At 49.5% G+C, this 11,609-nt stretch carries 11 protein-coding genes and 1 tRNA gene; 7 read left to right on the forward strand and 5 right to left on the reverse strand.

The annotated features are described in order from the left end of the window. Positions 1 to 1,140: a DnaA/Hda family protein gene (locus SH451x_RS00005; protein ID WP_479360175.1), complete on the forward strand. Its 1,140-nt coding sequence runs from the start codon at positions 1 to 3 to the stop codon at positions 1,138 to 1,140. Positions 1,141 to 1,233: 93 nt separating this feature from the next. Here the strand turns inward: SH451x_RS00005 and SH451x_RS00010 are convergent, their stop codons facing one another. Further along, the gene (locus SH451x_RS00010; RefSeq protein ID WP_479360177.1) at positions 1,234 to 2,226 is read right to left on the reverse strand and encodes an Lnb N-terminal periplasmic domain-containing protein; all 993 of its coding nucleotides are present in this window, start codon (positions 2,224 to 2,226) and stop codon (positions 1,234 to 1,236) included. Positions 2,227 to 2,611: 385 nt separating this feature from the next. On the opposite strand from SH451x_RS00010, the gene csrA reads away from it, so the two are divergent. From csrA to SH451x_RS00035, 5 genes are all read left to right on the forward strand, one after another. Next, on the forward strand, positions 2,612 to 2,818 hold the full coding sequence (gene csrA, locus SH451x_RS00015; protein WP_479360178.1) for a carbon storage regulator CsrA: 207 nt from the start codon (positions 2,612 to 2,614) through the stop codon (positions 2,816 to 2,818). A 66-nt stretch (positions 2,819 to 2,884) separates the two neighbouring features. Beyond that, positions 2,885 to 2,957 (forward strand) — tRNA-Glu (locus tag SH451x_RS00020). A gap of 168 nt (positions 2,958 to 3,125) precedes the next feature. Continuing rightward, a complete protein-coding gene (locus SH451x_RS00025) occupies positions 3,126 to 3,299 on the forward strand; it encodes a hypothetical protein (RefSeq protein WP_479360179.1) in 174 nt (57 codons plus the stop codon). Positions 3,300 to 4,188: 889 nt separating this feature from the next. Continuing rightward, positions 4,189 to 5,748 (forward strand): protein kinase domain-containing protein, encoded by a 1,560-nt coding sequence (locus SH451x_RS00030; protein ID WP_479360180.1) that lies wholly within the window; start codon positions 4,189 to 4,191, stop codon positions 5,746 to 5,748. Between the two features lie 188 nt (positions 5,749 to 5,936). After that, the gene (locus tag SH451x_RS00035) at positions 5,937 to 7,061 is read left to right on the forward strand and encodes an endonuclease/exonuclease/phosphatase family protein (RefSeq protein ID WP_479360182.1); all 1,125 of its coding nucleotides are present in this window, start codon (positions 5,937 to 5,939) and stop codon (positions 7,059 to 7,061) included. A 10-nt stretch (positions 7,062 to 7,071) separates the two neighbouring features. On the opposite strand, the gene SH451x_RS00040 is transcribed toward SH451x_RS00035, so the two are convergent. Genes SH451x_RS00040 through SH451x_RS00050 form a run of 3 tightly spaced genes read right to left on the reverse strand, consistent with a single transcriptional unit; the run spans position 7,072 to position 9,550 of the window. Beyond that, on the reverse strand, positions 7,072 to 7,560 hold the full coding sequence (locus tag SH451x_RS00040; RefSeq protein ID WP_479360183.1) for a hypothetical protein: 489 nt from the start codon (positions 7,558 to 7,560) through the stop codon (positions 7,072 to 7,074). A 15-nt stretch (positions 7,561 to 7,575) separates the two neighbouring features. Further along, positions 7,576 to 8,550, reverse strand: a complete 975-nt coding sequence (locus tag SH451x_RS00045) for a 3-keto-disaccharide hydrolase (protein WP_479360184.1) — start codon at positions 8,548 to 8,550, stop codon at positions 7,576 to 7,578. A 34-nt stretch (positions 8,551 to 8,584) separates the two neighbouring features. Beyond that, the gene (locus SH451x_RS00050; RefSeq protein WP_479360185.1) at positions 8,585 to 9,550 is read right to left on the reverse strand and encodes a hypothetical protein; all 966 of its coding nucleotides are present in this window, start codon (positions 9,548 to 9,550) and stop codon (positions 8,585 to 8,587) included. A 244-nt stretch (positions 9,551 to 9,794) separates the two neighbouring features. On the opposite strand from SH451x_RS00050, the gene SH451x_RS00055 reads away from it, so the two are divergent. Then, entirely contained in the window at positions 9,795 to 10,631 is an 837-nt protein-coding gene (locus SH451x_RS00055; protein WP_479360186.1) for a type III pantothenate kinase, read from the forward strand. Positions 10,632 to 10,653: 22 nt separating this feature from the next. Here the strand turns inward: SH451x_RS00055 and SH451x_RS00060 are convergent, their stop codons facing one another. Beyond that, the gene (locus tag SH451x_RS00060) at positions 10,654 to 11,460 is read right to left on the reverse strand and encodes a WecB/TagA/CpsF family glycosyltransferase (RefSeq protein ID WP_479360187.1); all 807 of its coding nucleotides are present in this window, start codon (positions 11,458 to 11,460) and stop codon (positions 10,654 to 10,656) included. Positions 11,461 to 11,609: the final 149 nt, after the last annotated feature.

Consider the following 11,609-nt stretch of genomic DNA (forward strand, 5'->3'; position numbering starts at 1 on the left):
GTGAATTCAATATTCCTTGAGCTTGTGGATCGCGAGGCGGGCAATCGGCAAGCGCTTCTTTCGTACGAACGCATACTCCCCTATTTTTTTGCAGGCGAAGAAAATGCTCTGGTCGCAGAACTCTTTGAGCCCGCACAACTAGAGTCACTTGCCTTCCAATCCCCGCTGCTGATTTACGGCGCGAATAGCACGGGCAAAACCGCGATTGCCACGACGCTAATGCGGCAATGGTTGAGCTTTCACAATAAGTCGACTTCGATTTCCATTCCAGCGGTCGATTTCGCGAGGCAGTTTGCAGGGGCAATATCAGCGGACGACATGCCAAGGTTTCGAGATAGGTTTCGCACCCTTGACGGGCTTTTGGTTGATGGATTGGAGATGCTGCAGAACAAGTTTACAGCGCAAGATGAGCTGTCGCATACAATAGATCAGTTGCACGCAGCTGGTTGTTTGGTAGTTGTCACATCGATTGGCTTACCGCCCACCGTGCGAGGCCTGCGAAAGCCTCTTGCGTCACGGTTGATGTGCGGGCTCTCGGTGCCAATGAGTTTTCCTGGCCCCGAGGCTGTGTCGGCTGCAATCGAAAGTCTCGTTCAATCGGACAAGAAGCTTGCAAAGGTGGTGACGCCAGCGATCAGTTCCGAATTTTTGAATCAACTGCCACCGCAAACAAGTATGACGACGTTGCGTGGTTTGTTACAAGACTACCTCAAAACGCGTCTAAACAGCGGATCACCGGAGGCTGAGCAGTTGAGCGATTCCAGTTCGGCTGCTGTAAGCAAGGATCAGTTGCAACAAATTAAGGCGGCAGTGGAGGTGCGAAAGATAGCCTCCAATCTAAAAATAGGTTCAATCGCCAAAGCCGTAGCAAAACAGTCAGGCGTCTCGCTGACCGAACTGCGCGGCGATTCTCGCAAGAGCCACCATGTGCAAGCTCGCTCTTTGGCAATGTTTTTATCCCGTACCTTTACCGAGATGCCCTTAGCAAAAATTGGAGAATACTTTGGTGGGCGCGATCATACGACCGTCCTGCATTCGGTCCGTAAAATAGACACTGGGCTCAAGAGTGATTTTGTGTTAAACCGTTTGACTGAAGAAGTTTGTCGCGATCTCAAGATATCGATGCCGGAAAAAGGCTAGCGGTCCGCTATGCGTCAGCCCTGAAAGGGAAAAATTCGATGGCTGGAACATCTGTTCGATGGCTCTGACGATAATGTTGCGTTCCCAAAATCGCTAGCGACGCGTGGATGTGTAAGCGTGCGTTGTGCGAATTCGGGACGAGAAATCAGGCCGGTCTGCGTTTAATTCCGCAATTGCGTTGACACGGTAGAATGGTTTGCTCGCTTCAAAGTTTTCGCTTGGAATGTTTAATAGACCGAGGTCAAAAGCCAAGCGATCAGACCTGCCTGGCAAAAGGATGCGCCAGTTATAGGGAATCCGATCTGGAAAAACTCGATTTACGTGATCAACGAGATTGGTCGTACAGTTATTTTGAAGTGTATGATAGAACTCGGGCGTTCTCGCGATGCTATTTATTCGGGCCATGATATCTGCGAACAAACGCTGTGCATCGTCGGGTTTTGCTCTTCCTGGATACAAGTAACAGTCGACCTTTCGCACATGAGTGCGCAGGAGAAGCAGGTCGCGCTCATCGCCTACCACGTATATCAGTTCAAAGTCGCCCTTTGCGCCGCCCGTCGCGGAGTACGCTTCACCCGGCTCCAGTCTCGCCTCGACAGAGACCGTAAAATATCTACCGTCGTTTAGACCAAAAGAGAGCATGGTGTGAGCGAGGAGATCGGTCGATTGGAACGGAACGACGATAAAATCAACCGACTCAATGGATGTAAGTGGAAATGTTAAGTCGTAGAATCGAACGTCGTAGTCGGTAGCCGATCGGTATCGGTTGTCGCGAACATTTCGAATTGTGACGTTCCAACCGTCAGATTCGACTATCGGCAATACAGAGTACTCCGGTCGCCAAATGCGGTCATGGGTAGGCTTTCGAACAAAGTTCGGAGTGAGCGATGCGAGTCGCGCTAAGACAGCTGGCGTTATTCTTTCGGATGATTTTTGGATATCTTCGAGTTCGGAAACGGCCAGCGGGGCAACATTTTTCCGTGGTCCGCTTAAAAAACTAACGCAGCCGGTCGAGCTAAGGAAAAAAATTCCCAACGCGAATACGAGAGCTTGCTTGCCTGCTGAAAACGGTATGTCAACAATCATTCTTCATCGTTCAGATGTCTGCCCAGGGTCTGCTAACGATATAGACCAAGCGAGGCGGGCATTGCAACCTCTGTCGAAGTTTTACGATGAGGTTTGGCGTTGAATGAAGCCGACGTGAACGTGTGGGAAAGCGCAAGCATTTACGCGAATAATGCAGATATTGGTTTGCCAGCGTAGCAAAAGAACTGCCTAAATCCGATTATTGCGCGAAAATTGCGGGAAATTGCCTAGTTTGGGTACGGCTTTACTTGACTCTGCCCCTTTCTTGTCTAGATTTGATGAGCGACAGAATTTTTATCTGCATACTTGACAAGCTGTTTTTGCAGGTACAGCAGCACGAACTGTAGGAATTATTGGGGAAAGGCCCTCACTTAAGGAAGAGAAAATGCTCGTCCTATCACGAAAGAAGAACGAAAGCATCGTCATCAACAACGAGATCAAAATCGTGGTTGTTGAGATTCGTGGCGACAAAGTCCGTCTCGGAGTGGAAGCTCCAAGGGATGTGCCAGTGCACCGGCAGGAGGTGTACGATGCAATTCTACGCAGTCAATCGACAGATGCGGACAATAACGAGCTGAACATTAACGAGTAACGTGATTTCAGCGGTTGACCGGTTGCAATAGTCATTGTTACACTGCTCCCTGTTCATTTGAGACATGGCCCCGTCGTCTAGAGGCCTAGGACATCGCCCTTTCACGGCGGTAACACGGGTTCGACTCCCGTCGGGGTCACTAGGTAGGTTCAACGAACCTTCGAAATCGTCTAAACCCAGCAACTCGCTGGGTTTTTTCGTGTCCGGGTCGCACTAACTCACCAGCACCGCACGATTGCTCTGAGCTCGTTGATTGTGTGCCGTTCTTAGCCATTCTAATTTTCCCGTGCATGGGACGTCATAAGTTGTGAAGAAGACTATTGGTTTAGTTCTGGTTGTTTTGGGACTCGCGCGAATAGTGTCAATTGTTGCTTTTGCCTCGATCGAGAATAATCGAGAAGCTCCCATCCCAGATGCGATATTAGCAGGCGGCATTGCAGTCGTTGGGCTTGCACTGATGTTCGCGACTTCCAAAAAATGAGGTGTTAGCCTTTCCCAAGTGGAGGCCAGATGAAATGCGTTACGCATGCTTCCTCAAAATGATTGGGGTTGCAGCAAGCAAACTGGTGAATCCCATGTTTTTGAAGTAGGCAGAAGTAGTAGCTTGTCTCAGTTCTATTGCGCAGGAGGCTCGCACTTGGAAGTGAAAACAGGCAGACGCGACACGTCTTGTTTCGAATATACTAGTGTTATGAATCCGTATGCTGGTAGCACTGTTTCGAAAGTTGAAGTTTCACACGTCAGCGTAGTTAAGTGGGCTTTAACTGTGTCGTTGGTCTTCTGCGGTCTATATTGTTTCATGATGTTAGTTGCATCGCCGTCAGTCGAAGACTGGATCTGCAAATTCGTTGCGATTTCGAGAGGTGGGTTTCAACGTCCGGAATATTCTCCGCCCGACTATCGGATTGCTTGGTGGATTCTCATTTTTTGTTTAACTTGGATATTTTTCGTTTGCATAATTCTTCTTCTCTTGAGGAGACAGAGAGAAGTGAATTTGAACGATTCGGAAAGGCTGAATAAGTCTTAAAAAACTCGTTGAGTCAATTTTCCGAAGTCGGCACGCTATGGAGATTCTGTCCCTGTTGCTTCGACGCGAGTGTTTGCTGTCGGTTGGCTCAATCGCATTTCGGCGAAGGGGTTCGTTCGGATGTCCGATCGAAAAGACTCAAGGCAATCAAAGAATTCGCCCGGCTCACCGAGGTGCTCGAATGGAAGAAATTAGTGAACGTCTTTGTCAAATTCACATAATCGGCGAATATGGAGGTTACTCGAGTGTCATTTGTGCAGGTTGAAATCCGACCGTCCCGCGGGTAGCTTAATACAACTGGTTTGTTACTCGCAAGCTTTACGTCAATCGGCTAGATTGCCCCATGACTCCAAACGACAGAATTTCAGAGCTGTGCGAGTGCGAAGAACAGGGAATCGTAAGCTTGCGTGCTGGTGAGGCGTGTCCGAACTGTGGGCGACGAAAAGATGCTGCTTTTTCAGATGTCGGTGAGTTGACTACGTCTCTGCGATTTATCCCTGATCAAACGTCACTAGCCTCGCCGCTGATTGCTCAGCTAACGAACGACGCGACCGCACACAGTGAGGTTATGGTCGGCCAATCGCTCGATCACTTCACTATCGTTGAGCGGTTAGGCAGCGGCGGCATGGGCACCGTGTATCGAGCTAAAGACGAATCGCTGCAGCGAGATGTCGCTATCAAAGTAATTCGACGGCATGAAGGAGAAGGATGCAATTCCAGCGATACAAATCGTCTTGATTGCCTTCTCAAAGAGGCTCGAGCTCAAGCTCGTGTAAATCATCCTAATGTAGTGCATATCTACTTTGTGTCGCGAGACGAGCAATTGCCGTACTTGGCAATGGAGCTCGTTCAAGGCAAAACACTTGCCAATCGAATTGCAGAACATTCGCTTAACTACGAAGAGGTAGTGGGAATTGGATTGCAAGTCGCCTGTGCACTTCGCGAGTCGGCCAAGTTCGAAATTGTGCACGGTGATATCAAGCCCAGCAACATTCTGTTACGAGCGAATCACGCAAAGCTCTCCGACTTTGGGCTCGCTCAACGAGTCTCACCGGGCGAAGCTGCTGTTTACTCCACAAGCGGTACGCCCAACTATATGGCGCCGGAAACTTGTCGCGGAGAGCCACCGACCTCGCGTGCAGACATGTATTCATTCGGAGTTATGCTGTTCGAAATGACTTTTGGACGACTGCCATATAAGTTCAAAAACAACAGCATTTTGGCTAGAATAGAAGCACACCAGTATGACGCTCCTGCGTTTCCTGAGGTTTGGCCAAAAGAGCTTCCCGAGGCATGGCGAATGTTTCTTGAGAAGCTGCTACAGAAACGTGCCGAGGATCGTTTTGTCGATTGGGATACACTGATTGAAAGCATGCGTGCCTTGCGACCGCTTCGAGCAATACCTGCAGGGCGCTTACAAAGGGCGATAGCATGGGGGATCGATCTAGTCGTACTCACCATCGCCGTTTTCTTTTTCAATTTCGCATTTGAAAAATCTCTGGCGTGGATACTCCCCATGTCCAAGTTTGTCGCTATTAGCACGATTGCCAGCGGGTTGCTTGTGCCACTGTTGGTAACGTGGTGGATCAGTCGTGGTCGGTCATCGCCGGGAAAGGCTCTGATGCAACTGCGAGTTGTGGATCGTCATGGTCTGCAACTGAATCCGAAGGTGCGCGCTCTGCGATCAATTGCCCCATTGCTTCCGATCTGGCTTTTACCAGCATTCAATAGGAATGAACACGCCGGACTACCCGACATGGTCTGGATGCCGTTATCTCTCGGCATCGTGATCTTTCTGCTGTTGGATGCGATTTTTGCGATGTTCCGGTCCGAGGGGCGAAGTCTTCATGATCAATTGGTAGATAGCCGGGTCGTTTTGATGCACTACCGTGGTGGCGAATGAAACTTGGCCACGTCCAAGGACACAGAGATATGCCCATGGCTATCTAAAGCCCGAGTCAAAACAGCGTTCAGCTTTCGTTTAGAAGTAAAACGTAATGGTCTGGTTTTTGCTTCGGTTTCTATGACGTCCTTGCTGTTTGTACAAAGCCATAGCGTCGGTATGAAGATTTCCTTGAAAGTACGCTCCCAATGATTGTGGTAACGGTCATATTCTCTCTGATCCTGTTCGGGTTGATCGGGCTCGTTATGGGCTCACTTTTGAGTTTGAGTTCACATCCACATTGGTTCGTTCGAGGCTGGGATTTTCCAAGAATTCAGATCATCGCTCTCGCATGGGGCTTCTTGGGGCTTTTCTATCTAACGAAATACCTTGGAGGAGAATCGGAAGTTTTTGCAGATTGGATCTTTGTATCGCTCACGCTCTTCCTCACGATCTGGCATTTCGTCCGAATTTTTCCCTACACGGTACTCTCCCCAAAGCAAGCACAATCGACGTCGAGCGATCAGTTAAATGACGACCACAGCGAATTTCTACGCATCGTCATTTCAAATGTAGAAAGGGAAAACGAAGAGTATGCAAAATGGCGTCAAGTGATCTCCGGTGCAGACGCTGACATTCTGATTGTTGTCGAGGTAGATGAACATTGGATACGAGAAGCAGAAAGTGTAATCGCTCGGTATCCATATCGAGTAATCTACCCTCAGGACAATTGGTACGGCATGATGCTGCTTTCGCGTTTTCCCATCGAGCGGCATGAATTGCGTTTTCTGGTGCAGAAAGATGTGCCTTCTATTGATGCCGACATACGTTTAAAAAATGGTGAATTGATGCGTTTTGTCGCTGTTCATCCAAGGCCGCCCGAGCCCATTCGAGACAACGACGCGACAGCAAGAGATGCCGAGTTAATGCTGTGGGGGGAAGAACTTTCACATGAGCAACGTCCGGCTATCATCGGTGGAGACCTGAACGACGTCGCTTGGTCAGATACTACGCGACTGTTCTTGCGGACAAGTTCATTGATGGATCCTCGGCGCGGACGGGGACTGTTTAATACATTCAATGCCAAGCATTTTTATATGCGATTTCCACTCGACCACCTCTTTCATTCTCGGCATTTCACCGTTGCCGGAATTCGCCGATTACCATACGTTGGATCGGATCATTTTCCGATGCAGATTCGGCTACGACATGAGCCTTGCAGAAAGCGAGAGCATACAACGCTAGAAGAAAACGAATCAGATCAAGAAGAGGCTGAAGAACGAATCGAGAGAGCCGAGCATGATGAAAGTCTCAATGGTGATGCGGTCCGCTAAAACCTCGTTGCTACATTTCTGAAGCGGACTTGGTGCTTTCTTCGTCAGCTATTTTGCAGATGTACGCAGCAAAATTGGCGTCTTCACCTTGAAGCAGGCCAGGCAAAGCGGTAGCGAAATCAAAACGGCGACACCATTCTCGCATGAAGTCATCCCAGCTATGCCAGCGACGTCGCTGTTGCGGTGTCATAGAATCGCTATAAGCCGTCAAGTATGCTCGCTCGAAAAGTGATATCAGAATCTCAAAGAGCACATGCATACGCTCCAGCTGCTCGTCACTCAAGTTCGGCGTTGCATGTTGAGTACGCAATTTGAGGTCGGGATGTTGCAGCACTAGTTTTAGAAAGTCGATATAGGCATCAGAAAGAAGCTGGTAGATCTCTTCGTCTTCATTGTCTCGTTCCTTGCGTTGTTCAAGAACGAACGTGTAGATCGCCAGCGGCAAGCCAAAGCATGTGATGATGTTCGCCAGTAGCTGCCAGAACTCGGTTGTATTCATTTGTTAACTCATTGGTCAGTTTGAATCGTCTGCCGCACGCGAGACTGCGATTCTGCGAAACTCGATTGGGCCATGATCGCCTTGAATCAGAACTGGACCTGGTTCTCCTTCACGACTATCCAGTGCTCCGCCGGTTATTCCTGGTATGAACTGCCTGTCAATGACGCGCTTTCCGTTCAGCACGATCGTCACTTGCCGACCCACGAATGTAATGTCGATCGACTGCCATTCGCCGGCTGGTAACGCAGCATTCTCCGAAGGCGTAAGATACCCGTAGATGCTTCCCATATTGTGGTCGTTTGGTGCTTGATCGGGTTCATCGACTAACTGGACTTCATACCGACCACGTAGATAGATGCCGCTGTTGCTGCCTTTCGGATATCTAAATTCAGCATGCAGTTGGAAATCGCGGAACTTTTCATTGCTCACGAGATTGTTACCTGGGGCGACATTTTTCAGTATGCCGTCCTGAACTTCCCAACCCATTTTGCTATCAACAAATTGAGGCTTCCAGCCCGTCAAATCCGAGCCATTAAAAAGCTCTTTCGTCTCAGACCAATTCGTTACATATTCGGGAAGGAGCGGGGGCGATTTCTCCGCTTGCCAGTGAATCGTTTCGCCCCTATCGTTGGTCGCCGTCCCTCTTAAATGCCCATCATTTAGCTGCCCTTCATATACAACATCCGACGCTCGCTCTTCCCATTGAGGCGGTACGACGAATCGGAAAGTGTCTCCCTTTACTTCGACCTTGGCTATAGGACGGGCGCTGCCGAACTGGCCTACGTAACTTCCTACCAACGTTTTGTGCCCCGATTTTCGGATCTCAAACCAGGAAGGATATTCACTTTCACCGTCCGTCACCGTCACATCCCAACGCCCAACAAAATTTTCAGCTTGAGTTTGCGACTCTTGCCCAGTTGCCGTCATTCCGAACATGAGTAAGACCATCCACAGTTGGATTGAAAGGAGAGTTTGAAACTTATAAAACATGCTTTGTTCCTTAAAGGGTAACGTTTAATCGTGATCATTTAATCGCTGCAGGTCCAATGTATTGTTTAGCAATCACCACGTTGTCAAAGTAGACAGTATTTTTCTTCTGTTTGGTCCATCGATCGGTTACGTAGCTTTCCAAGGTGAACGCGTTGGCAAACAATGTGGGGCTGGTACGCCAATTGATCCCGCGCCAATGCCCCCGCAACTCGCCATCGATCCAGTATGCTTGCTCTCCATCCTCTTGCGCCGGAGTGTTATGCTTGATCATCATTTCGACGCAAATCCAGCGATCTCGTTCGATGTTAGGCTGCGATTCAGGTCGAAAACCATTTCCCCAAAACTTCCCATCAGGACTGGGTTGCATGGTGTGCCAATAGCTATAGAAATTCCATTGTCCCGGCGGCTGCCATTCTCCCCAATTGCCCCACGGTTCAATTGCAGTGGAGAAGCGGTCGCTACCATCGGGTTTGATGCCTGCACCACCAAAGCCACTCCATCGGTCTTTGCCTTGAAGTGACTTATTGGCACGTAACGTACAAAAATGATGTACGTAGTCGCATTGCGGATCGAACTTGGTATAGAAGCGGATAAAGAGCTGGTCGGACGATTCAAACCATTTCGTTAATCCACCACCTGTGTTTTCGTCCAACGTTGCTGTGACTTGCAACGCACGCTTGCCAACTGGATCGGAAGTTGTCTGCTGTTCTACGATCTGTAAGGTTTTTCCCTCGGTGTCGCTAGCTTCGTCCCAATTTTCGCCCAGTGGACCGGCTTCGAAGTTATCTGCAAAAATTACAGAGGCGTGTTTATCGATGTTCTGATCAGCCACATAGTCTGCGGCAAGACCGGTGCCTTGCGGTAGCTGACTATCTGTTACCAAGGAGTAGGCAACGTCTTGAGCGGCGACGTTCCCTAAAGGCAATAAGCTTGCAACGCCAAGCAGGGTCGTGAAGAGGTGGATTTTGAGAGGTTCTAGTAGATTCTGTGAACGTTTCATCGATTCTGGTATATCTCGAATAGCCGAAGTGGAAGCAAGTCATGCTCCTGCAGTTATAACTTTTTAATTGTACCTGCGCTCGCTGTAAATCTAAATCTAATATCGAGCATTCAGCAGCAGCTTCAACCCGCGGCGGGTGCGGTGTATACTGTCAATGAGTTCATGCGTCGAACGAGCGCGACGAATTTGTATGCGAACGACTAAAATGGTAAAGGCCTAGCAAGCTGTAGGAAGCGAGTTTTGGATGAAGGACAGTGTGCTGCTGGCCGATATCGGTAATTCTGCGTTGAAGTCCATCAAATGGGAGCCCGCTCAGAAAAATTTCATCGGCGTCCCGCGTCGAATTGATTGGTCGGATTTTGACTCAAAAGATTCATCGTCCCAGTCAAGATTGCTTCGAGATTTAATCGAAGGCAATCCAACTAAGGTCTACTTGAGTTCGGTCAATCCTGGTCGAAGCCATCAGTTCGGTGCGATGCTTCAAGATTTTGCTGCCCTTACGCTTGTCGAGATTAGCAATCGCGATGTCCCGATGAAGATCGAACTTGACGCACCGGAAAAGCTGGGCATCGATCGACTGCTTGCCGCTTTCGCAGCTTGGCAACTTTTTGGCACTCAAGAACCACTGATCATCCTCCAGGTGGGCACTGCCGTTACAATTGATTTAGTTCGAGCAGACGGGAGTTATCAGGGAGGAGCTATCTTGCCAAGTGAAGCGACTCTGTATAGGAGTCTAGCCGAAAAAACGGCTCAGCTACCGCTTCTGCAACCGGAGCCTGATGGTTTAGGGCTAGATGCTTTGGCCCCGGGTGAGATCATGAAAGACGAATCATCCACAGGGAAGTTCGTCAAGCTGCTGCCGCCGGGCAAGAATACCTCGCAAGCGCTTCGGATCGGAATTTCAAACTGTGTGTTAGGTGGGGTGGAACGTACGTATCGCTCGTACTGCGAATTGGTGGGGCGTGAGCTTCAGGTGATTGCGACGGGCGGCGGTGTTGGGCACATAGTGCGGGAACTTCCGTTGCCGATCATACCAGTAGCAAACCTCGTGCTCAAAGGTTTATCGCTTATTGCACGATAAAACTTGTTCAAACTCCGTCTTCTTATCCGTACAACATTTCTTCGTTAGGCGGGACACTCGTGTCCTTCTTGCAGGATCGCAGGCCTATCAACTGAAGACCTAGCAGCGTCAGATAGGCTGGATTGAGGTACACGTATCTGCGCCAGAGGCGTTTGGGTTCTTTGGTCAATCGGAAAAGCCATTCCAGTCCAGCGTTCTGCATCCAACTGGGGGCTTGTGCTAGAGTTCCAGCGTGGAAGTCAAACGCTGCACCGACGGCGAAGACGGGCATTTGCAGACGATCGCCAAATTCATAAGCCCAGATTTCTTGACGAGGGCAGCCGATCCCGACGAAAGTAATCCCCGCCCCGCTCTGCCGAATCTTATCAGCCAATTCCTCGCTTTCAGCTTCATTCAAGCGGCGAAACTGGGACGGTTGCTGACCAGCGATCTTTAAAGCGGGAAACTTCGCAACCAAATTGCTCGATAGCTTGTCCAACGTTGCTTGATTCGTCCCAAACAAGAATATCGAAATGCCATTTTCAGCAGCGGCTTGGCAGACCTTGAGCATCAAATTAGGTCCGTAAACTCGGTCAGGTAATGCCGCTTTATGCAGCAAATTTAAACCCCACCGAACCGGCATCCCGTCCGGCACGACCAAGTCCAGGCTGTTAAGCCGGTAGCGATGCTCCTTGTCCAACGCCCCCGTCATCACGCCATGAACCGCCAAGGCCGTCGCAGTGCAACGTCGCTTGGCGCGAGCCGCTTCGATCATTCGGTTGACAGCACCTTCATAGTCAACTGCGTCAATGTAAACGCCAATTAGATTCTTTTTGCCGGTATCGATCATGGAAAGGAGCGTTGCAGAAATTTTCAGCGGTGGGTTGGTGTCGACGAGAGGAGCTTGATTCAGCTTATTAGCAGGTCAATGCTTTACAACAATCATTCGGGACAACCTGCAATCGAGTTTTCAATAGAAAGCCCTCACATGATTTGCGT

Source organism: Njordella aestuarii, from assembly GCF_056494165.1.